The organism is Planococcus halotolerans, assembly GCF_003289955.1.
GTDB lineage: Bacteria > Bacillota > Bacilli > Bacillales_A > Planococcaceae > Planococcus > Planococcus halotolerans.
This window is the reverse complement of the sequence record NZ_QLZR01000002.1, coordinates 579799-602516: the sequence shown is the minus strand read 5'-3', so window position 1 is coordinate 602516 and position 22718 is coordinate 579799. Positions and strand designations below refer to the sequence as shown.

Annotated in this window: 23 protein-coding genes; 16 read left to right on the top strand and 7 right to left on the bottom strand. The window is 43.4% G+C overall.

The features are described 5' to 3' along the window. Nucleotides 1-2 precede the first annotated feature (2 nt). From DP120_RS07710 to pepF, 7 genes are all read left to right on the top strand, one after another. Nucleotides 3-1058, top strand: coding sequence for an ABC transporter ATP-binding protein (locus DP120_RS07710; protein ID WP_112223058.1), 1056 nt, complete (start codon nucleotides 3-5; stop codon nucleotides 1056-1058). Continuing rightward, nucleotides 1058-1996, top strand: a complete 939-nt coding sequence (locus tag DP120_RS07705; RefSeq protein ID WP_112223057.1) for an ABC transporter ATP-binding protein — start codon at nucleotides 1058-1060, stop codon at nucleotides 1994-1996. Before DP120_RS07710 ends, DP120_RS07705 begins: the two co-directional genes overlap by 1 nt. Nucleotides 1997-2103: 107 nt before the next feature. Beyond that, complete coding sequence (locus DP120_RS07700; RefSeq protein ID WP_112223056.1) at nucleotides 2104-3312, top strand: putative glycoside hydrolase; 1209 nt, start codon at nucleotides 2104-2106, stop codon at nucleotides 3310-3312. 367 nt (nucleotides 3313-3679) lie between these two features. Next, nucleotides 3680-4075, top strand: a complete 396-nt coding sequence (spxA, locus tag DP120_RS07695; protein WP_008429739.1) for a transcriptional regulator SpxA — start codon at nucleotides 3680-3682, stop codon at nucleotides 4073-4075. A gap of 257 nt (nucleotides 4076-4332) precedes the next feature. Continuing rightward, the gene (mecA, locus tag DP120_RS07690) at nucleotides 4333-4995 is read left to right on the top strand and encodes an adaptor protein MecA (protein WP_112223055.1); all 663 of its coding nucleotides are present in this window, start codon (nucleotides 4333-4335) and stop codon (nucleotides 4993-4995) included. Between the two features lie 155 nt (nucleotides 4996-5150). Then, the gene (locus DP120_RS07685; protein WP_165843738.1) at nucleotides 5151-6254 is read left to right on the top strand and encodes a competence protein CoiA; all 1104 of its coding nucleotides are present in this window, start codon (nucleotides 5151-5153) and stop codon (nucleotides 6252-6254) included. Between the two features lie 45 nt (nucleotides 6255-6299). After that, nucleotides 6300-8108 (top strand): oligoendopeptidase F, encoded by a 1809-nt coding sequence (gene pepF, locus DP120_RS07680; protein WP_112223053.1) that lies wholly within the window; start codon nucleotides 6300-6302, stop codon nucleotides 8106-8108. Nucleotides 8109-8412: 304 nt separating this feature from the next. On the opposite strand, the gene DP120_RS07675 is transcribed toward pepF, so the two are convergent. The 3 genes from DP120_RS07675 to DP120_RS07665 all read right to left on the bottom strand — a co-directional run bounded on the left by DP120_RS07675 (nucleotide 8413) and on the right by DP120_RS07665 (nucleotide 10313). Continuing rightward, nucleotides 8413-9210, bottom strand: a complete 798-nt coding sequence (locus DP120_RS07675; RefSeq protein ID WP_112223052.1) for a ClpXP adapter SpxH family protein — start codon at nucleotides 9208-9210, stop codon at nucleotides 8413-8415. Then, complete coding sequence (locus DP120_RS07670; protein WP_112223051.1) at nucleotides 9207-9605, bottom strand: globin domain-containing protein; 399 nt, start codon at nucleotides 9603-9605, stop codon at nucleotides 9207-9209. Before DP120_RS07670 ends, DP120_RS07675 begins: the two co-directional genes overlap by 4 nt. 129 nt (nucleotides 9606-9734) lie before the next feature. Then, nucleotides 9735-10313 (bottom strand): CYTH domain-containing protein, encoded by a 579-nt coding sequence (locus DP120_RS07665; RefSeq protein WP_112223050.1) that lies wholly within the window; start codon nucleotides 10311-10313, stop codon nucleotides 9735-9737. 395 nt (nucleotides 10314-10708) lie between these two features. On the opposite strand from DP120_RS07665, the gene yjbM reads away from it, so the two are divergent. Genes yjbM through DP120_RS07650 form a run of 3 tightly spaced genes read left to right on the top strand, consistent with a single transcriptional unit; the run spans nucleotide 10709 to nucleotide 13064 of the window. Next, the gene (yjbM, locus tag DP120_RS07660) at nucleotides 10709-11386 is read left to right on the top strand and encodes a GTP diphosphokinase (RefSeq protein WP_112223049.1); all 678 of its coding nucleotides are present in this window, start codon (nucleotides 10709-10711) and stop codon (nucleotides 11384-11386) included. Further along, nucleotides 11383-12189, top strand: a complete 807-nt coding sequence (locus DP120_RS07655; protein WP_112223048.1) for an NAD kinase — start codon at nucleotides 11383-11385, stop codon at nucleotides 12187-12189. Before yjbM ends, DP120_RS07655 begins: the two co-directional genes overlap by 4 nt. After that, nucleotides 12186-13064 (top strand): RluA family pseudouridine synthase, encoded by an 879-nt coding sequence (locus tag DP120_RS07650; RefSeq protein WP_112223047.1) that lies wholly within the window; start codon nucleotides 12186-12188, stop codon nucleotides 13062-13064. Before DP120_RS07655 ends, DP120_RS07650 begins: the two co-directional genes overlap by 4 nt. Here DP120_RS07650 and prpE read toward each other — a convergent pair. Continuing rightward, complete coding sequence (gene prpE, locus DP120_RS07645) at nucleotides 13057-13794, bottom strand: bis(5'-nucleosyl)-tetraphosphatase PrpE (RefSeq protein WP_112223046.1); 738 nt, start codon at nucleotides 13792-13794, stop codon at nucleotides 13057-13059. The genes DP120_RS07650 and prpE overlap by 8 nt on opposite strands. Before the next feature lie 144 nt (nucleotides 13795-13938). On the opposite strand from prpE, the gene mgtE reads away from it, so the two are divergent. Then, nucleotides 13939-15264 carry a magnesium transporter gene (gene mgtE, locus DP120_RS07640; protein WP_420812431.1) on the top strand — a complete coding sequence of 442 codons (1326 nt, stop codon included), beginning with the start codon at nucleotides 13939-13941 and terminating at the stop codon, nucleotides 15262-15264. 78 nt (nucleotides 15265-15342) lie between these two features. Next, complete coding sequence (gene fabI / locus DP120_RS07635; protein ID WP_112223044.1) at nucleotides 15343-16113, top strand: enoyl-ACP reductase FabI; 771 nt, start codon at nucleotides 15343-15345, stop codon at nucleotides 16111-16113. Nucleotides 16114-16498: 385 nt separating this feature from the next. Here the strand turns inward: fabI and DP120_RS07630 are convergent, their stop codons facing one another. The 3 genes from DP120_RS07630 to DP120_RS07620 form a co-directional block, all read right to left on the bottom strand. Further along, on the bottom strand, nucleotides 16499-16933 hold the full coding sequence (locus DP120_RS07630) for a GNAT family N-acetyltransferase (RefSeq protein WP_112223043.1): 435 nt from the start codon (nucleotides 16931-16933) through the stop codon (nucleotides 16499-16501). Between the two features lie 3 nt (nucleotides 16934-16936). Beyond that, nucleotides 16937-17452: a YjcG family protein gene (locus DP120_RS07625; protein WP_112223042.1), complete on the bottom strand. Its 516-nt coding sequence runs from the start codon at nucleotides 17450-17452 to the stop codon at nucleotides 16937-16939. Nucleotides 17453-17528: 76 nt separating this feature from the next. Beyond that, nucleotides 17529-18251 carry an alpha/beta hydrolase gene (locus DP120_RS07620; protein WP_112223041.1) on the bottom strand — a complete coding sequence of 241 codons (723 nt, stop codon included), beginning with the start codon at nucleotides 18249-18251 and terminating at the stop codon, nucleotides 17529-17531. 110 nt (nucleotides 18252-18361) lie between these two features. Here DP120_RS07620 and DP120_RS07615 point away from each other — a divergent pair, with 110 nt between their 5' ends. From DP120_RS07615 to DP120_RS07600, 4 genes are all read left to right on the top strand, one after another. Continuing rightward, nucleotides 18362-18946, top strand: a complete 585-nt coding sequence (locus DP120_RS07615; RefSeq protein ID WP_112223277.1) for a phosphatidylglycerophosphatase A family protein — start codon at nucleotides 18362-18364, stop codon at nucleotides 18944-18946. Nucleotides 18947-19069: 123 nt separating this feature from the next. Further along, a complete protein-coding gene (locus tag DP120_RS07610) occupies nucleotides 19070-20062 on the top strand; it encodes a TAXI family TRAP transporter solute-binding subunit (protein ID WP_112223040.1) in 993 nt (330 codons plus the stop codon). Nucleotides 20063-20140: 78 nt separating this feature from the next. Next, on the top strand, nucleotides 20141-20665 hold the full coding sequence (locus DP120_RS07605; RefSeq protein ID WP_112223039.1) for a DUF1850 domain-containing protein: 525 nt from the start codon (nucleotides 20141-20143) through the stop codon (nucleotides 20663-20665). Next, on the top strand, nucleotides 20655-22688 hold the full coding sequence (locus DP120_RS07600; RefSeq protein ID WP_112223038.1) for a TRAP transporter permease: 2034 nt from the start codon (nucleotides 20655-20657) through the stop codon (nucleotides 22686-22688). The genes DP120_RS07605 and DP120_RS07600 overlap by 11 nt, the downstream gene beginning before the upstream one ends. Nucleotides 22689-22718: the final 30 nt, after the last annotated feature.

Sequence of the window (22718 nt, the reverse complement as noted above, 5' to 3'; positions counted from 1 at the left end):
AGATGGAGAAAATTCTACAAGTTAAAGACCTCGAACTTTCCTTTAACACTTTTGGCGGGGAAGTAAAAGCTATACGGGGTGTAAATTTTGATTTATACAAAGGTGAAACTCTGGCAATCGTGGGGGAGTCGGGTTCAGGTAAATCTGTTACCACAAAATCCATCATGCGTTTATTGCCTGAGAGTTCAGCTGAGTTTAAAAATGGAGAGATTTTATTCGGTGGAAGAGACCTGACTAAACTGTCCGATAAAGAAATGCAGAAAATCCGCGGGAAAGATATTTCGATGATTTTCCAAGATCCGATGACATCGTTGAATCCAACGATGCCAATCGGCCGCCAAATTACAGAACCATTGCTGAAGCACCAAAAAATCAGCAAAACTGAAGCCCGCAAAGTGGCTATCGATTTGCTGCGCCTTGTAGGCATGCCAAAACCGGAATTGCGGATGAAGCAATATCCTCACCAATTCTCCGGTGGACAGCGCCAGCGTATTGTTATCGCGATTTCACTTGCTTGTAATCCGCAGATTCTGATTGCAGATGAGCCGACGACGGCACTTGATGTTACAATTCAGGCTCAAATTCTTGAGTTGATGAAAGACCTTCAGAAAAAAATTGATACTTCGATCATCTTCATCACACACGACCTTGGGGTTGTTGCCAATGTTGCGGATCGTGTAGCAGTAATGTATGGAGGCAAGATCGTTGAAATTGGAACTGTAGATGAAATATTCTACAACCCTCAGCATCCTTATACATGGGGACTATTAAGTTCAATGCCATCTTTAGACACTGAAGATGCAAAATTATATGCTATCCCAGGAACGCCGCCTGATCTTTTGGATCCTCCGAAAGGGGACGCATTTGCTCTGCGCAGTGAATATGCGATGAAGATTGATATGGAAATGGATCCTCCATTCTTTAAAATCTCAGATACTCATATGGCTGCGACTTGGCTGTTGCACCCGGATGCACCGCAAGTTGAGCCTCCGTTGAGTGTTATCGAAAGAATGAAAAAGTTCCCTGGTAGCCGTTATTATGAAGGGAGCGCAAATTGATGGCTGAGAAATTACTAGAAATCAGAAACTTAAAACAGCATTTCAATGTTGGTAAAGCCAATGAAGTGAAAGCAGTCGATGGCATCTCGTTCGACATTTACAAAGGTGAAACTTTAGGTCTTGTTGGAGAGTCTGGCTGCGGGAAATCCACTACCGGACGTTCTATTATCCGTTTATACGATGCAACTGATGGAGAAGTATTGTATGAAGGTGAAAATGTCCACGGCAAGAAATCAAAAAAAGATCTGAAGAAATTCAACCGCAAGATGCAGATGATTTTCCAGGATCCATATGCTTCATTGAACCAACGGATGAAAGTCATGGATATTATCGCAGAAGGCATTGATATCCATGGATTGGCCAAAAATTCAAAAGAACGCGAGCAAATGGTTTTCGACCTGCTGGAAACTGTTGGACTGAATAAAGAACACGCAAACCGTTATCCACACGAATTCTCAGGTGGACAAAGACAGCGTTTGGGAATTGCCCGTGCACTTGCGGTAGATCCTGATTTCATCATTGCCGATGAGCCGATTTCCGCATTGGACGTTTCAATCCAGGCGCAGGTCGTCAACCTGTTGAAAGATTTGCAGAAAGAAAAAGGGCTTACTTACTTGTTTATCGCCCATGACCTTTCAATGGTCAAATATATATCTGACCGCATCGCTGTTATGTACTTCGGTAAAATGGTGGAACTTGCACCAGCTGAAGATCTTTATAACAATCCAATGCACCCTTACACGCAATCATTGCTTTCAGCGATACCGCTTCCAGATCCGAACTACGAGCGCAATCGCGTGCGTAAATCCTACGATCCGGCTTCCCATAATTACACGGAAGGCGAAGATGTCCGTATGAGAGAAATCACTCCTGGACATTTTGTGGATTGTTCTGAACGTGAATTTGAAGCTTTGAAAGCTGGTTCTTTAAAAGTGTAAAAATTTTAGCAATGCCACATCGTGGTATTGCTATTTTTTTGTTTCAATTTGTCAAAATGATGATAAAATGGAATGAGAAAGACAACTGAGAGGATGTTAAGGTGAATATGAAAAAAATAAAATTAGCAGCAGCAACCGCTTTATTATTCAGTGGACTAGCTACGGCACCGGCTATGGCAGCAGATGAGAAAGCACAAGACTTCACAACACGTACATACAGTGCAATTGAAATAAATTCGGAAGTTCTGTCCAGCTCACAGTTATTCAAATACAACTCGGGTCTTACATTTGAATACCCAGACGCAGTCCGTGGAATATTCGTTACAGGACATTCCGCTGGGGGAGCGCGTTTTGACAGCCTGATTGATTTGGTCGGTTCAACTGATTTGAATGCAATGGTCATTGATGTTAAAGAAGATTTCGGTTATCTGACTTATGTACCTGAAGAAGGTTCCCAGATAGCTGAATATGAAATTGGCCAACCTTATATCAAAGATCCTCGAGCAATGCTTGAGCGTTTAGAACAAGAGGAAATCTATCCAATAGCGCGTGTGGTGGTATTTAAGGATTCAGCGCTGGCAGAAAACAAGCCAGAGTGGTCGTTCCAGGAGGGCGGTCAGGTATGGAAGAACCGCAGAGGGGAAGCTTTCGTCAATCCTTATATGAAAGAAGTATGGGATTATAATGTGGACATCGCCATTGAAGCTGCAAAATTGGGCTTCAAGGAAATCCAATTCGACTATGTCCGTTTCCCTGAAGGCTTTGAGAACCGTGCAGATACATTGCAGTATTCTAAAGGTGAGTACGGGGGCGACGAGTATGATGGAGTACAAAGCCGTGTTGCTGCAGTCACAGATTTTGTAGCCTATGCTCATGAACAATTAAAACCTTATGATGTAGAAGTTTCCGTCGACATCTTCGGTTATTCTGCGACTTTGCCTGAAGCACCAGGGATTGGCCAGAACTTCTCTAAAATCTCTGAAAACGTTGATGTTATCTCTTCTATGATTTATCCAAGTCACTGGACTTCGTATTTTGGAATTGCAAAACCGGATCTGGAACCATATAAATTAGTGGCTGAATATGCAAAAGTGGAAAACGCAAAATTGGGCGAGCTTGAGAACCCGCCGGTTTCACGTCCATGGCTGCAGGATTTCACTGCGTCTTATCTTGGGGCAGGGAATTACCTGAACTACGGAAAAGCTGAAGTTGAAGCCCAGATCAAGGCGCTGAACGATAACGGCATAGAAGAATTTCTTCTCTGGAATGCAGGCAATACGTATTCTCCGGGCGTAGATTATACCCCAAACAATTAATTGATGAAAAGAGGCTGATTTTTTTAAATCAGCTTCTTTTTTATGAAACTTTTTATTGTTTGAATCGTACTATTAAGTGTAGGATTTATTTTCAAAAAGAAACTTCTAATTGAGAATAAAAAAAATAATATTTTGGGTTTAACTGTTAAAAGAAGCGGGTAAAATTATAATGTAGCAGTTTATGATAAAGTAGAATTATAGCGATTATGTGACAAGTATTATGCATTTCCTATATTAATTTGTGATTTCTATATTCAATTTAAGTGAGTTATTGTATAATGAATGTAAAGCTTCTAAATTATATTCATTCTAATTTAGTAAGATATAAATGGAATTCCCCGAATCCGAAAGGAAGTGTTCAATTATGATGGTAACGCTATTTACTTCCCCAAGTTGCACATCTTGCCGAAAAGCAAAAGCATGGTTGGAAGAGCATGATATTCCATATACAGAACGCAACATATTTTCTGAACCTCTTACAATCAGTGAAATTAAAGAGATTTTACGAATGACAGAAGATGGAACAGATGAAATTATCTCAACACGTTCGAAAATTTTTCAGAAATTGAACGTCGATGTTGAAAGTCTTCCACTTCAGAGATTATATGAGTTAATCCAGGAACACCCTGGCCTGTTGCGCCGGCCGATCATCATGGACGAAAAAAGACTGCAAGTCGGTTATAACGAAGATGAAATCCGCCGGTTCCTCCCTCGTAAAGTGAGAGCATATCAATTGCTTGAAGCTCAACGAATGGTGAACTGAAAATAAGCTAAAAGCTGTCCGGCCTTTATGTCAATTCATAATGGATCTTTGGACAGCTTTTCTGTATTTAAATCAGTTATATATCTTGCAATTTTTGTTTAATTGGCATAAACTCTAAAATAATTATCCGCCGCCTGACTTATGGATATAGGCATTAACTTTCTCATACAGTTCAAAACGCGATATAATAAAGAAAGCAACACCGCACGGCTTATGAGGAAGATCCTCTTGGTCCAATTCGAAAGGAGAGGTGTAAAATGGAAATAGAACGCATTAATGATAACACAGTTAAATTTTACATTTCCTATCTCGACGTTGAAGAACGTGGGTTCAGCCGTGATGAAATATGGTTCAACAGAGATAAAAGTGAAGAACTTTTTTGGGAAATGATGGATGAAGTCAATGAAGAAGCCGATTTTGTTATGGAAGGTCCGCTATGGATTCAAGTCCAGGCAATGGACAAAGGACTGGAAGTTACAGTTACACGTGCCCAACTGACTAAAGACGGCCAAAAGCTCGATATGCCGGATGATATAGAAGAACGCCGCAGAATGTTTTCAAATGAGGACGGTGCATCAGCTGCTACAGAATTTGATGAATTCGAACCTGTTTTCAACGAACCGGATACCAAAAATCTTGAATACAGTTATGTAGTTACTGAAGTTGATGAATTGATTCCATTGTCACGCCGTTTGCAATATGTACCAATCGAAACGGCTTTATACCATTTTGAAGGCAAGTATTTCCTTCATGTCAGCTTTGACGAAATCCTGCATTCAGATGATGATATCAAAGACCATATCAGTGTCTTTACAGAATATCTTCAAGGTTCTCCTGTAACGATTCATCGTCTTGAAGAATACGGTAAGGAAATTTTCAAAAAAGATGCATTAGCTAACGTACTGCATTATTTCGGCTAATAAAAACTTATAAACCTATATAAAGCCCGAAAGAAAAAGCATTACTTTTTCTTTCGGGCTCTTTTATATGGTTTGTTGAAATCTGTCTGCGCTCTCTTTAATTAATTTGAATATTGTTTATATTCAGTCTTAATTCTATAATTGAGAAAAGGAGCGTGACAGACATATTAGTCGCTAAAACAGCTGAACAAAACCTGATCTATTTAACGGAGGAGCTTAACCGACAAGACTTGCTCATCTTGAGAAAGCTTCATAAGTTTTACTGTCCCGATTGTGGAAGCAGCGTGCTCCTGAAAATTGGTGATATTAAAATTCCTCACTTTGCCCATAAGTCTCTATCAGTTTGCGGTTCCAGCGAACAGGAATCTTCCTTGCACCTTCAGGGCAAGATTTTGCTTCAACAATTTTTCATCACTAAAGGCATTCCAGTGGAAATTGAATCGTATTTACCGGACATCCGGCAAAGGGCCGATGTATTTGTTGCTCGGCATACTGTGATTGAATATCAATGCAGCCCCATATCCGCAACAGACATAGTGAGACGGTCTGCTGCATACTCAAGGCATGGACTTGAATTCATCTGGATTGCAGGAAGCAAAGAAACTATGGAAAACAGAATCCAGATACTCAGAATCAGGGAATATCAGCGAGAGATGCTGTTGAATCATAATCACTCAAATTATTTAATGCTTTTAAATCCTGAAGTAAAGCAATTTCAATATTTTTCGAACCTATTCCATATCAGTGGCAGCAAATGGGCCGGAAAAGTTGTGACTTTGCCATTGGACAGGCAGACTCATCCGTTTGCGAAACCCAAACCTCTTTCTAAAAAAGATTTCGATTCCATCTGCACAATTTTTGTAAACGCACGCGCCAGTTTCGTCCAGTCCCAGTACTTCGCCAAAAGAAGATATCAGAATCCGTTCTGGCTTCTTTGCTACGAACTTCAATTGGATATGCGAAATCTCCCTGACTCGATCGGTGTGCCTATTTCAGGAGCCGATTGCATTGCAGGCCATGTGGTTATATGGCAATTGAAAATGCTCCGTGCATACCGCCAGGGAATTCCAAATGAAAAAGTAATTTCTTCCGGTATTATCAAGATTCAGGGTGCCTCAGATGCAAGGAAAGCAGAGGCGGTTCTAAACGACTATGCAGATTTTCTGAAAGAAGTGGAAGATGCAGAAGGCGATCAGTTAAAGCAAATAGATGCATTATATGATATCTATTGCAAAAGCGTACGAAAATTGAGAAAATAAGATGTAGTTCGACTCCCGAAAGAGAAGGACGAAGGAGGAAAATAAATGGCTAATAAAATATTGAAACGTGAAGAAGTACCAGTTGAATTAACCTGGAAGCTGGAAGACATATTTCCGACAGACGAAGCATGGGAAAGTGAGTTTAAAGAAGTTGCTGCACTCGCTGAAAAAGCAGGTTCATACGAAGGGAAATTGAAAGGGGGAGCAGAATCCCTGTTTGAAGTTTTGACTTATAAGGACGAATTGTCGGAACGTTTGAGAAGATTATATACATATTCTCATATGCGCTACGATCAGGATACGACCAATTCGAAATATCAGGCAATGGATAGCCGAATTAAGGCATTGTACGCAAAGATTGCGGCAGGCTTGTCATTCTTGACCCCGGAAATCCTTGAGCTCGATGAAGAAACTTTAAATGGATATGTGGAAGAACATAAAGGGCTCAAACTTTATAAGCATGCCCTGGAAGAATTGAACGCCATGCGTCCGCATGTTTTGCCGGCTGAGCAGGAATCACTGCTTGCTCAATTATCTGAAGTTGGCAGCGCATCTTCCGAAACATTTGGCATGCTGAATAACGCAGATTTGGAGTTTCCAGAGATTAAAGATGAAGACGGGGAAACGGTCCAGATTACACATGGCAACTATATCCGCTTCTTGGAAAGCAAAGACCGCCGTGTCCGTGAAGATGCCTTTAAAGCGGTTTACGCAACGTATGGCAAGTTCCTTAATACTTTTGCGTCAACATTAGCCGGAACTGTGAAACGTGATAACGTGAACGCACGAGTACGTAAATATGATTCAGCACGGCATGCAGCTTTAGCGGATGACCATATTCCGGAAAGTGTCTATGATAATCTTGTGGAAACCGTAAACAATAATTTGCATTTATTGCATCGCTATGCGGCTCTGCGCAAAGAAGTACTTGGCATCGATAAGGTCCATATGTGGGATATGCACACGCCGCTTGTTAAAGAAGTGAAGATGGAAATCCCTTATGAAAAAGCGACAGACATCATGCTGAAAGGTTTGTCTGCACTTGGGGAGGAATATACAGGGATTGTCGCTGAAGGCATACAGAACAGATGGGTAGACGTTCTGGAGAATAAAGGGAAGCGGAGCGGAGCTTATTCATCAGGCGCTTATGGAACAAATCCCTATATCCTGATGAACTGGCAGGATAATGTCGATAACCTTTTCACTTTGGCCCATGAATTCGGCCACAGCGTACACAGTCACTATACGCGCGCGTCACAGCCTTACGTCTATGGTGATTATTCTATTTTCGTCGCTGAAGTTGCTTCTACTACAAATGAGGCTTTGCTGAACGAATATATGGTGAAAGCAACGGAAGATGATCAGGAGCGTATTTACTTGCTTAACCACTGGCTTGATGGTTTCCGCGGTACCGTATTCCGCCAGACAATGTTTGCGGAATTTGAGCATACTATCCACAAAATGGATCAGGAAGGCGAAGCTTTGACAGCTGACCGCCTGACGGAAGTTTATTATGAATTGAATAAAAAATATTTTGGCGAAGATGTGGCAGTGGATGAAGAGATTGGTATGGAGTGGGCAAGAATTCCTCACTTCTACTATAATTACTATGTCTTCCAATATGCTACGGGCTTTAGTGCCGCCACAGCATTAAGCAAAGGTATTCTGGAAGAAGGGCAGCCGGCTGTCGATCGTTTCATCAATGAATTCCTGAAAGCTGGAAGCTCGGATTACCCGATTGAAGTCCTCAAAAAAGCAGGTGTCGATATGACTTCTTCATCTCCAGTAGAAGAGGCATGCAAAGTTTTTGAGGAAAAATTAATTGAACTGGAGAAGTTATTGCTTAAAAAATAATATTGTTTACGAGAGGCTCTTTCATAAGGGGTCTCTCTTTTTTTCGTTATTTTGATATAATTAAATAAATCTCATTCTACTTACTAATATGACAAATTTGTGAATTAGTTTGTGAATTATTGCATAAACAATTATTCCGTGATAAAGTTAAGTTGTGAAATAAATCACATACAAACATACACCCCTTTGTTTGAGCGTGAACATTTCTCCCATCCCCTTTGTGTAATGAAAAACGCCTGCCGGACGTGGCAGGCGTTTTTCTATAGTTACAAAAAAATAAGCACGGCGCCAATTGGCGCCGTGCTTATTTTATTTTCCATAAAGTTTCATCGGGCAGGCTGATGCGTTCAACTTTTTGCTGGAGCATCTGTTTTTTCATTTCCCGCTCTGCTGTTTCATGCGAAATGTTATATATAGAAGCGATTTCTTTTGTCGCAATCGTTGTGTATTTAGTAAAAAGTTGTTCGAGCGGCGGTGGCGCCTGTCGGTTCAATGTGTCGCTGCCAAGCATTTCCTGAAGAATAGTCAGATAAGTATCATATGAATGCAGTCCAGAAATTTTTACACCCTCATCTTCAATACATTCATTGAAAAAGACGATGCTCGGAACTTCCGTGATTTCCATCTCTCTAGTAATCTGCAGGTCGCATTGGAAAGCTTTTGCAGTATGGACGGAGTGGAAATCTTTTTTGAATTCTTCCTGATCGAGATTTGCTTCTTCAGCAATTTCCAATAGCACCTTATAGGAAGATACATCTTGCGTATTCAGGAAAAGCTGTTCCTGTAATTTATGCAGGAATTGATTGCCTGCACGTTTACCCTGCAATTCCGCTGCTTTGACTGCGACTGACGCCAGCACCGGATGGGTAAGGCTGTCGGTGGCAATCGAAGAGGTTTTTTGCTGGCTGTTTAAATTGAATAATTTCGTGCTGAGCACTACACGCATTGAAAAATAATGGCCATATTCGATCTGGAGCTTCCTCATGACGGATTGGAGTTCCCAGCATTCCGTATTGAGGGGATCTAAGAAAACATACAATTCCATAGGCTTTACAGGGTTCGGGTTGTCGTAGATCTCTTTCGCCAAGTCGAGGTTATTCAAACCATTTCCTCCTCACTGTCGGGCTCATTGACCATATGGTGAGCAGTCAAGACCAGCCGATTATAGAAGGTTTCACGGAATTTCCCGGTTAATCCGATTTCGTCCATTGCTTCGTTCATACATTCAAGCCAGGCCTGTGCCCGCTCTGGTGTAATGGGAAAAGGATTGTGCCTTGCTTTAAGTCTGGGATGTCCATGTTCTTCTGAATATATATTGGGACCGCCAAGGTATTGTGTCATAAATTGCTTTTGCTTTCTGGCGGTTTCTGTTAAGTCATCAGGAAATATGGGCTTAAGCTTTGGATGCATAGCAACGCGTGCATAAAATGCGTCCACTAATTGAGACAGTCGTTCCGCGCCGATTTCATCGTACGGAAGTATAGGTTTTCCAGTCATCATAATGTCTCCTTTGCTGTAGCTGTAAATTCATTCTAACAACGGAACAGTATTTTCTCAAATAAATCGATTAACCAATTTACATAAATTGGTATAAGAATGTTTTGATTGAATAATTTTATCTTATTATTAGTCCTTTTTTGACGCTTTCATGAAGCGGGCTATTTTTTTGTCTGTCTTACGGGAAGGGATATTGTATTCCGTCAGCAGGTCCTGAAACTTCTGTTTGCCTTCATTAAAATCTTCCACTTCATACTCCAGCTCGAAGTCTTCCATGCCATGATACTCGGAATGATCGAGCACCAACAAACCATTCCTGTAAGGAAATTCAATGCGATGGGTAGCCAGGCTGCCCAGTATATCAAGGTTTTCAGGAGGGACGCCCATTTCTTTTAAGGCATCCGCAACTTCTTCAGCAGCGAAATTACGCTTTTCAAGGATGTCTTCGGCCTGCTGTTGATCAAGGGTATCGGTAATCTCGTAATTACCATTTTCAGCCGGCACTTTCAGAGTACATTCATAGGCTTCACCTTTTTGCCGTATACGAAGCGCAGACTTTTGGCCGCGTAATTTAAAATCCGCTGTATCAAAATAATGATTGATTTGGGTATGTGCGTCAGTTGGGTTATATCCGAAGGAATCCAGCAGTTTTATGTATTCTTCCTGAGTCAATAAATTCTTGAACTCTATCTCAAGTTCTTTAGTCATCTTCAGCACCTCACTTGATTTTATTATGGGATAATTCCAGTCAAACTGCAACGAATGACAGTGCTGTGTTAAAATATCACTATACAAGGTGAAGTAAAAAGCCGATATTGCGCAAAACAGCTTCGCTTGCCGGGGACTCGCGCTGAACTAACTCGGGTCTTCGCCCGAGTGGATTTCAGCACTTCGCTTGCTCCCCAAGGCGTCTTCGCTGTTTTGCTCCATATCTAGAAGTGGACCACAGCACAGGCGCGTCGCCGGACTGGGCGAAGCAATAAGACGAGTGTACTTCTCGGCTTATTGCGGGAGCCTTGTCCAAAGCGCCGAAGCGGATTGTACAAAATAATGTGATTAAAAAAATGGAAAAGATGTGTGCACACGGAAGCGGGGGACCGGTTATGGGACAATGGGATCGATTTTTAGCGCCTTATAAACAGGCAGTCGATGAACTCAAGATAAAGTTTAAAGGCATGCGGAGACTATATGAAACGGATAATATCAACTCGCCTATCGAGTTTGTAACAGGCCGGGTTAAACCGATTGCCAGTATTTATGACAAGTCGCTCGAAAAAGGCATACCGTTTGAGCCGTCCGATGAGCTTGCGAGGGAACTGCAGGATATTGCCGGGCTGCGGATGATGTGCCAATTTGTCGGAGATATTGAAACGGTTGTCGACTTACTCAGGAACCGCAACGATCTTCGCATTGTCGAGGAAAAGGATTATATTTCACGGGAAAAGCAAAGCGGCTACCGGTCGTATCACGTGATTGTCGAGTACCCCGTTCAAACCATCAACGGGGAACAATTGATATTGGCTGAAATACAGATCAGGACTTTGGCAATGAATTTTTGGGCATCCATCGAGCATTCATTGAATTATAAATACAAGGGAGTTTTTCCGGACGAAATAAAGCTGAGGCTGCAGCGTGCAGCAGAAGCGGCGTTTCAACTTGATGAAGAAATGTCGCAAATCCGTGATGAAATCCAGGAAGCACAGGCTTATTTCACGGAATTTAAAGATTCGCCAAGAACACATTTTCCCGGGGACCAAGAAGGAGGCAGAACAAAGAGATGAAATATTTCATAATGTCGAGAAGTGATGATTTATCAAATGAATTAATGGACAAAGCACGTGCGTATTTGACTGACTTCGGAATGGAGTGGAATGAGGAGCAGCCGGATATTGTCTTGTCAATAGGCGGCGACGGCACAATGCTGCATGCCTTCCATAAATACTCGGACCAATTGTCGTCAGTAGCGTTTGTCGGAATACATACAGGGCATCTCGGCTTTTACGCTGACTGGAAACCGATTGAAATTGAAAAATTGGTGCTTTCGATTGCCAAAAAAGAATACGAAGTCATCGAATATCCGTTGCTCGAGACAAGTATCCATTACCGCAATAAAGAAGAACCTGCGGTATATCTGGCGATGAATGAATCGACTGTAAAGTCACCGGATGTAACGCTGGTTATGGATGTGCTTTTGAATGAGAGCCATTTTGAACGGTTCCGTGGAGACGGCCTATGCATGTCGACGCCTTCAGGAAGCACAGCCTATAACAAAGCACTTGGTGGTGCAATCATCCACCCATCACTTGAAGCGATGCAATTGACTGAAATGGCTTCCATCAATAACCGGGTTTTCCGGACGGTCGGTTCTCCGCTCGTGCTGCCGTCGCATCATCGTTGTGCGCTTCGTCCGGTAAAAGCGCCGGACTTTATGGTGACGGTCGACCATCTTCAATTACTTCATAAAGATGTGCGTTCGATCGAATACAAAGTGGCTGACCAAAAAGTAAGATTTGCACGATTCCGTCCGTTCCCATTCTGGAGACGGGTCCATGATTCCTTTATCGACAGCGAGGAAGCTCGATGAAACCATTTGAATTGAAATATGTTGCCGGTGAAAAAGGCCTGCTTCGTGAAGCTTTGCATAATTGGGGCATTTCGAAGCGGACGCTTGCTTCTGTAAAATATGGCGGCGGACAGATATTGGTCAACGGCAATGAAGTGACGGTCAGGCATCCCTTGGAATCTGGAGATGCGGTGACCGTTGTTTTTCCGTTGGAAGAGCTTGGAAAAGGACTGCAGGCAGAGAGTGGTGACTTGAAGATAGTCTTCGAAGACGACTCTCTTCTTATTGTAGACAAGCCGCCTTTGCAAAATACCATCCCTTCCCGCGAACATCCTTCCGGAAGCCTGGCGAATATAGTGGCCAAACATTTTGAAGACAATGAAATTCCAGCGACTTTGCATATTGCAACGAGGTTGGACCGTGACACCAGCGGACTTGTCTGTATTGCAAAAAATCGCCATATCCATCATATGCTGTCAATACAGCAGCAGGAGAAAAAAATGTCGCGTCGCTATGAGGCTTTGGCCCACGGAAAAATAGATCAAAAACGATTTACGATTACTGCACCGATAGGAAGAAAGAATTCCAGTATCATCGAAAGGGAAGTACGTGCCGATGGGCAGTTCGCAGAAACTGAAGTCAAATTGCTGAAAGCCTACCCGGAATTCAGCCATATCCAACTGAAACTGAACACCGGACGAACCCATCAAATACGTGTACACCTCGCTCACATCAATCATCCACTTGTTGGAGATGACTTATACGGCGGAACAAGGAACTTAATCAGCCGCCAGGCTCTTCATTGCCGCGAATTGGAACTGGTCCATCCGGTCACAGGCGAAGGCCTCCTGTTTGAATCGCCAAACCGAGAAGATATGGCTGCGCTCATCAGATGAAACGGTGAAAGCGTTCAGGTTGGTAAGGTTGCTTTGATGGGACGGAAACCAGTTCTTTTTCTGGAAAACGGAATGCAGTCAACGTGCCGCCGAAAACACATCCTGTGTCGATATTGGCGGTTCTGTTGATAATATATGGCTCTTCGGTAGGCGTGTGGCCATAAACGATCCACGGTTCGCCTTTATAGGATTTCGCCCAATCCCGGCGAACTGGACGGCCATCTGCATGGAACTTCCCGGTGATATCTCCATATAGGGTGAACACCCTAATGTTTTTGCTCATGGGTTCGCCGATCATGCCCTGTTTCAATCCGGCATGCGCTACGATCAAATCATCACGCAGCACCAGATATTGAGGCAATTCTTCGTAAAAGCGGATATAGCGTTTGCGGAACTTTTGCTGCTCTTTTTTGGGCAGCGCTTGCCATTCGGCAATTGTGATTTCCAGACCATGCGCCAGTTGAACGGAATTCCCTTTCATGAAACGGTAGAGTTTATTGCAATGATTGCCCGGGGCATATAGAAGGGTGCCTTTGTCCTGTCTTGTGAACAATAATTCCAATACCTTGAGCGAATAGGGGCCTCTGTCCATAGCATCCCCAACGAATGCGGGAAGCCTGCCTTCAGGATGGATATGAATTCCGTTTTCAAAGGTATAGCCCAGTTTTTCAAGCAATTCCATCAACTCATCAAAACAACCATGGATGTCGCCAATAATGTCATATTTCATAAAAACACCTCATTATTAAAAATTTCACTATACATAATTATAGTGTAACGTATAGACTACTAAAGCGGAGTGTCGCAAATTCGAAAGGAGGGAGCCATGATGCTGGAAGAACAAACAGTACGTGATGAAGAATTGAATGAAGAAATGCTGATGCAGTTGCTGGAAGAAGGGGAATTGGAGCAATTCAGGGAAGAATTCCTTTCCCACCATCCATATGACCAAGCGGGCTTTTATGAAAAGGCGGAACTTGAAACCCGCCAAAAGCTTTACGAGTATCTCTCTCCTAAGGAAATGGCGGATATTTTCGAGGCAATCGAATTGGATGATGATGAATACGAAAATCTCTTTAAAGAAATGAATTCCATGTATGCCGCAGATCTTCTGTCCTTTATGTACCGGGATGATGCGGTAGACGTTTTGAATAATCTTACCAAAGACCAGGTGGCAAGCTACCTCACCATTATGCCCAAAGATTCAGCCAGGGAAATCAAAGACCTGCTGCATTATGAAGAATATACAGCAGGTTCTATAATGACCACTGAATTTGTCGCAATACCGAAGAATTCCACCGTGCGGTCTGCGATGAATATTTTGCGGAACGCCGCACCGGATGCAGAAACCATCTATTATGTCTTTGTCATAGATGAAGCGAAACGGCTTGCAGGGATTGTTACCTTGCGCGACCTCATCATCGCTGAGGAAGACACCTTGATAGAATCGATCATGAATGACCGGGTAGTAAGTGTTTCGGTCGGTGAAGACCAGGAAGAAGTAGCACGCATGATCAAGGATTATGATTTCCTGGCGATGCCGGTTGTGGACTTTCAGAATCACCTCCTCGGCATCATTACGGTCGATGATATTATCGATGTACTGGATGAGGAAGCTTCTGATGACTATTCCAAACTGGCAGCTGTTTCCGATATGGATAATTTCGACAGAGGCCCATTCAGCGCTGCGAAAAAAAGGCTCCCTTGGCTGATCCTTTTGACTTTCCTTGGTATGCTTACCGCAAACCTGATGGGAATGTTTGAATCCACTTTGGATCAAGTGGCTCTGCTGGCCGTATTTATTCCGCTTATTGCCGGAATGGCAGGGAATAGCGGTACACAGGCACTGGCTGTTGCGGTGCGCGGGATTGCAACTGGAGATATAGAAGAAGAAAGCAAGATGAAGCTGCTGTTCCGTGAAGCAGGCACCGGTTTGATCACTGGTCTTGTCTGCGGTGTGGTGGTCGTTGGTTTGGTGTATTTCTGGAAAGGGGAATTACTGATCGGATTATTGGTCGGAACTGCTGTGGCAGGTTCCATTTTCGTCGCCACTCTCGCGGGATCTTTCATCCCTTTATTGATACACCGCTTGAAAATTGATCCAGCCGTTGCATCGGGTCCATTTATCACTACGCTGAATGACATTATTTCAATCTTAATATACTTGGGGCTGGCAACAACATTCCTGAGCAACCTTTAGAAAAGTGCAAATTGCACTTTTCTTTTTTATGATGTAATATTAGTACCAGGTAATAAACAGAAATCAGGAGGAATGACAATGTCTATATCATTAAAAGACAAAACGTATGTAATCATGGGAGTGGCCAATAAACGCAGTATCGCTTGGGGGATTGCCCGTTCGCTGGACCAGGCAGGCGCCAACTTGATCTTTACATACGCCGGGGAACGTTTTGAAAAATCCGTCCGTGACTTGGTTGCGACTCTCGAAGGCGAACATGATCTAATTCTTCCATGTGACGTTACAAGTGACGAAGATGTTGAAAAATGTTTTGGCACTATCAAGGAACAAGCCGGTAAAATCGATGGGCTGGCGCATTGCATCGCTTTCGCAAAGACAGAAGAATTATCTGGAGATTTTTCAGAAACTTCCCGGGAAGGTTATTTGCTTGCACAAAATATCAGTTCCTACTCACTTACCATCATTTCAAAATATGCTAAACCGTTAATGACTGAAGGAGGCAGCATTGTCGCCCTTACGTATATCGGCGGGGAGCGGGTACTGCCTAATTACAACGTAATGGGTGTGGCAAAAGCCGCCCTTGAAATGTCCGTCCGTTATTTGGCAGCGGATCTTGGCAAGCACAATATTCGTGTCAACGCCATCTCGTCAGGCCCTATCCGTACTTTGTCATCCAAAGGAGTCAGCGATTTCAACTCGATTTTGCATGAAATTGAAGAAAAAGCTCCGCTGCACCGCAATACGACTCCTGAAGAAGTCGGCGATACAGCTGTATTCCTGTTCAGCGAAATGTCACGCGGCATTACCGGTGAGACAATCCATGTGGACAGCGGCTATCACGTTCTGTAATTCTGCAGGATTGAAAAAAGAAATCGGTTTCTGAATGAAATAAAAAATCCAGCCCTTATTTAAAAGGGGCTGGATTTTTTTAAGTGGAGAAAAGTTTTAATTTTGTATATTTGCAATTACTCTGTAAGAGCGTATAGCTGTCCAGACTCCAGCGGCCCAGCTCTTCGGGTCATAAGCCACTTTGGCTATGCGGCTGAAAAGACGCCGCTCCGCCAAATCGTCTTATGCCTTTCAGAGCTTAACGGGCGCTTGCGCTTTTCGTTGTCCAGACTCCAGCGGCCCATCCCCTCGAGTCGCTTCGGGCTTGGCTGCAATGGCAAAGAACGCCATTACTTCCAAGCCCTCCAGCGCTTGTCGGGGCTAAACGGGCGCTGTCGCTTTTCTTTTAAGCATGCAGGTTCTTCTCCATCGTTCTGTGCGGGATTCCTGCGTCGAGGAATTCCGGAGAAGTTACGGTGTAATTCAATTTTTCATAGAATGGAATGGCGTATGACTGTGAGTTGAGTTTCAGGCTCGACATTCCAACGGAGCGTGCATGTTTTTCCATCGCATCCATCATCAGAACACCAACATGCTGTCCTCGGAATTCGGGCAATACAGAAACCCGTTCGACTTTTCCGATGCCATTTTCAATTTCACGGATACGTCCTGCAGCAATCGGCTGTTGGAGGTTATATCCAACGAAATGAGTGGCATCATCGTCATACTCGTCCATTTCAATATGCAGAGGCACTTGCTGCTCGTCTACAAAAACTTTGCGCCGGATTTCAAAGGCCTGTTCTTTTTGGAGTTCGCTTTCAGCGATTTTGACTTTCTGCAATTATTATTCAGCTCCAGTCAGACGGAATGTGTCATAGACTGTCCACGAACCATCTTCAAGTTTATATAGGAGGTGGATACGGTCGATTGTTTCTTCATGGTCGATGCCCGCCATTTTTAATTGGCCAAAGATATCCGAATGCTCGGAGTCAGACAATTTTTGGGCAATAGTAATATGCGGAACGAATGAATAATCCGGCATGCCGCCGAAGAAATCGGAATGCAGATCTTCATGCAAAGCCAACAATTCTTCATTCGGTTCTACTTTAAAGTAAAGCGTGTTTGTAACCGGTGAAAAAGAACTGACGCGAGTTGCGTGAAGCTTGAAAGGCTTTTGGCGTTTAGCGATTTTCGCCATTTCTTCCACGACTTCTTTGATTTCTGTGCCATCCGCTTCAAACGGTTCCTTCAAAGTGATGTGAGGTGTAATCAACTCATAATGAGGATCATAGCGTTTGCGGTAAGAATTGGCGAGATCCTGTAATTCTTTTGACGGAAATGCTGCAACACCATATTTCATAAATATGCCTCCTCTAAAATATATATCTTAACTTATTACAGTATAACAAAAGAAAGCTGGAAATTGCGAATTCGATTTACACGCCGAAGTTTTGCAACAATGCCCGCTTTAAATCAGGCTGCCAGTATTTCCAGGTGTGTTCACCATCCAATTCTTCATAAAATACAGGGAAAGATTTCTCTTTCATCAATTGATGGAGTTCCCGGTTCGGCTCCAGGAAATCGGCTGTTTCACCATTTGTCAATTTGACTGCTGTTTCTTCTTTTCCGATTACATGGTAGACAGTGAAAGCGTTGGCCGAATTGAAGTTGGATACTGCTTCCAATATTTCAGGCCCTACTTTTGGCGATTGGAGAATGACGCGTCCGAAAATGTTCGGATATTTCAATGCAGCCATAAGGCTGACAGTTGCAGCGAGGGAATCGCCAATCAATGTACGGCCCATGCCGACTTGATAAGTTGGATACTTCTCATCCAGGAAAGGTACGAGTTCGTGCGCCAGGAATCGCAGATAGGCAGCGTGCTGTTCACCGGCCGGTTCGTATTTTCTATTCCGGTCATCAACGTTCTTATACGGCACACCTACAAAAATGATATTTTCGATTTCGCGGTTTTCCAGTAATTCATCGACGACTCTAGGCACTCTTCCCAATTGGAAATAATCCTTTCCATCTGAAGCGATAACCAGGCTATATTTGTATAAAGGTGAATAATTATAAGGGAGATAGACTAATAATTGCATGTCTTCCTGTAGCTCTTCACTGAAAATAGTGATATCTTCTACATTTCCTCTGTTCATGATGAAGCCTCCTTGCTGGTTTTTGTATAAAAATTGTATCATATTCGGGCTGCAAGGTATAATGAGGGAGCAAGCATCAAATACAGAGAGGGGTTTTTGATATGGCAGGAATGGATGGCGGAAAATTTCGTGTACATTCAGACGAAGTGACGAAAGCGGCACATGAAGCGCTGGAAAGACGCGGGGTCTCAATTGAAGAAATTGCTAAAATTGTATTTGAAATGCAGGAACCATTTAATGAAGGGTTGCAATTATCACATTGCATAGAATCGGTGGAAAGCGTTTTACTGAAAAGGGAAATGCAGCATGCGCTTCTTGTAGGTGTGGAATTGGATGAATTGGCGGAGCAGGGAAAACTTTCAAAACCGCTGCAGCAAATCGTCGATACGGACGAAGGGCTTTTTGGCGTCGATGAAATGATTGGCCTTGGTGCAGTGCTGACGTATGGCAGTATTGCCGTAACGACTTTCGGGCACCTCGACCGCAATAAAATCGGAGTCATTCGTGAGCTCGATACAAAAGTAGGCGGACAAGTCCATACATTCCTCGATGATCTGGTATCAAGTATTGCAGCCTGTGCAAGTGCAAGAATTGCCCATCGGCAGCGCGACCTCGAGGAAAAAGGTAAAGGTTTCAAAGATATTTCACCTGAGGAAACAGCTCCTGAAACACATGTAGAAGGCGCAGACACATAATAAGAAGTTCAGTATACCTGTGAAAACGGTTGCGGAATCTGAATTTCGTTGACACTTGAACATAAAGTCATGGTATTATGAGGATAGAAACATGTAAAAATTATAACAAGGGGAGGTCAAATTATGGTAAACAAGAAATTTGGTTTATTCGCAGGAATTGCTTTGGCTGGTTCAGTATTTCTTGCTGGATGCGGCGATGACTCTGCAGACACTGATTCAGGAAGCGGCGGAGAAGGCGGCGGTTCATCAGATCCGGAATTCATCAGTATTTTGACTGGCGGAACAACGGGAACTTATTATCCGCTTGGCGGAGCAATGGCTCAAATTATTGAAGATGAAACAGGCATTGATACAACTGCTGAAGTTTCACAGGCATCTGCAGCAAACATGACGTCACTTGCTGATGGCACAGGAGAAATTGCATTCGTTCAAACGGATACAGCTTTCTATGCTTCTGAAGGTACGAATATGTTTGACGGCGAAGTAATCGATTCTGTTTCTGCAATCGGAGCTTTGTATCCTGAAACTATCCAGTTGGTAACGACTGCGAATTCAGGAATCACTTCTTTCGATGACCTTGCAGGAAAATCGATTTCTGTTGGGGCGCCTGGATCAGGTACTTACATCAACGCTGAGCAATTGCTTGAAATCCATGGCATGACAATGGATGATATCGATGCACAGAACCTTGACTTCGGTGAATCACAGGAAAGCCTTCAATCAGGCCAAATCGATGCTGCGTTCATTACAGCAGGTACACCGACTGGAGCTGTTGAAAGTTTGAGTGCAACTTCCGATGTAGTCATCGTGCCAGTTGCTGAAGACAAAGCGAACGAATTGATCGAAAAATATCCTTATTACGCACATGACACTGTACCAGAAGGCGTTTATGGTTTGACTGAAGATGTTCCGACTGTATCAGTATTGGCTATGCTCGTAGCACAAAACGACTTGTCTGAAGATACCGTTTACAACGTTACAAAAGCGATCTATGAAAACACGGATCAAATCCAGCACGCAAAGGCTGATTTCATCAAATCTGAAACTGCTCTTGAGGGTATCGGCATCGATATCCACCCTGGCGCACAAAGATACTTTGATGAAGTGAACGAATAAGATATTGTTAAATAATTGACGGTAAAGCGCAAGCTTTATCGTCGTTATTTATTTACACACACCGGAGGAGAATGAACTATGCGAATAGATTCCAAGCAGCGTTTTCTTCTGATTCTGGTTGTCCTCATCTTAATCAGCTCCGCATCCATATTCATCCCACTAAAACGAAGTATCACATTCATCAATAACGAGTCAGAAAGCCTCGCAGCTTATTCGCTATTGACTCAGCCCCGTTTTCAGATAAAATATACACATTCCATCCATTTATCCGAAGTTATAGAAAGTTTTGAGGTTCTTCCTGATAACACTTTGAAAATGACTGAACTTGAATATGAGGATTTTAATATTGGAATGCCTTCCAATGCAGGAGAAGGGGAAGTATTTGTCGAAAAAGACGGTAAGTATTTTATTAAAAATATGGATAGGCGAATACCGGAATTCAGCATACTGATCGGTGATGTCGATGCCGGTCTATCTTTGATCAAAGACGGAAAAGAATACGATTTGAAAAAGACACTCGTCAGAGGAAAGACGTATACGTTCCGTATTCAGCGGCTGTCATTTTTCCAGCAATTAAAAGGAGTGAATATTGATGACCAATAAATTACCGCCGGATGAAAGAGAAGAAAAGAAATTGCCTCCGGAAGATGATACATACATCTCAGCAGAAAAGCAGAAAGAAATACTGCAGAAATATGACCCAGAATCGAATACGCGTGATTTGTCCGGCATAATGAAGCATGTTGTGTTTTATGGCTTGCTGGCATTTGCGTTATTCCAATTATATACAGCGATTTTCGGTCAATATACAGCTTATATACAGCGTTCCATTCACTTAGGGTTCGCACTTTCCTTGATCTTTATCCTGTTTCCTGCACGCAAACGCAAAGGAATCCGCCATAAGGTTGCCTGGTATGATTACATTCTTGCGTTATTGTCTGTCGGGGTCGGTGCTTATTGGCCGATTATGTATGAAGACCTGGTTTTCCGTATCGGGCGGGTTACAGAACTCGACTTTATCGTCGGTGTCCTGGCTGTTCTGCTGGTGCTTGAAGCCACGCGAAGAGCTGTTGGTATGCCGATTACGGTCATTTCAGCATTATTCCTCACATATGCATTTTTCGGTCCATATTTCCCAGGATTCCTGCGGCACAGAGGACAGGATTTGGATTCGCTGATTCAATTAATGTTCTATACGACAGACGGGATTCTCGGAACTCCGATCGGAGTTTCGGCAACATTCATCTTTACGTTCCTGCTCTTCGGCTCCTTCCTGGTTAAAACTGGGGTAGGCCAATACTTCAATGACCTGGCTGTATCTCTCGCCGGTAATTTAACAGGGGGACCCGCGAAAGTGGCCATCTTCTCCAGTGCATTGCAGGGGACGATTTCAGGAAGCTCAGTAGCCAACGTTGTAACTTCCGGATCCTATACGATTCCGATGATGAAAAAATTGGGATATAAAAAGGAATTTGCCGGCGGGGTTGAAGCGGCAGCTTCGACAGGCGGGCAATTGATGCCGCCGATCATGGGTGCTGCAGCCTTCCTGATGGTTGAATTTATCGGAGGCGTCACTTATTGGGAGATTGCCAAAGCGGCTGCGATTCCTGCGCTTCTCTACTTCACAGGTGTTTGGATCATGACACATTTTGAAGCGAAACGGATTGGCTTGAAAGGCTTATCGAAAGAAGAGATGCCGGACCGCAAAGAAGTGTTGAAGAAAATCTATTTGCTGACACCGATATTTGCCATCATCATTTTCCTGTTGATCGGTATTCCGACAATGCAGGCTGCATTATGGGGCATTGTTTTGACAATCGTTGTCAGTTCATTTGATAAAGAAACACGTTTGAATTTTAAAGATATGATCCATGCACTGGTTGATGGTGCGCGGACAGCGCTGGCTGTTGCAGCTGCCACGGCCGCTGCAGGGATAATCGTCGGAGTTGTCGTCAAGACCGGCCTGGGCTTAAGTCTTGCCAACGGTCTGGTCTCTGCGTCTGGCGGAAACGTCCTGCTGACATTATTCTTCACCATGCTTGCAGCCATCGTTCTTGGGATGGGCTCGCCGACAACGGCAAACTATGTTATTACATCTACAATCGCAGCACCGGCAATCATTACATTGCTGATGCTTGAATATCCTGAAGGGGCAGCGACACCGTTAGTTGTAGCTCTATCTGCCCATTTATTCGTATTCTATTTCGGTATCATTGCCGATATAACGCCACCGGTTGCACTTGCTGCATTTGCTGCAGCCGGTATATCAGGCGGAGAACCGATCAAAACAGGTTTCAATGCTGCCAAACTGGCCATTGCCGCGTTTATCATTCCTTACATGTTCGTATTGTCCCCATCCTTGCTGATGATCGATACGACGTGGCCTGAACTGATATGGGTGCTGATAACCGCCATTTCCGGAATGATTGCAATCGGTGCCGGATTAATCGGTTACTGGTATCGCAAGCTGTATTGGTTTGAACGGATCATCACATTCGCGACAGGCCTTGCACTGATTTATCCGGAAGGTTTATCCGATACAATCGGCGCAGCACTCTTTATCGTATTGTTCGCTATTCAATGGTTGGCACGCGATAAAAAAGCACCGAAAACAACTGAAGCATAAAACGACCCCCGGAAATCTCTCTATAAGAGA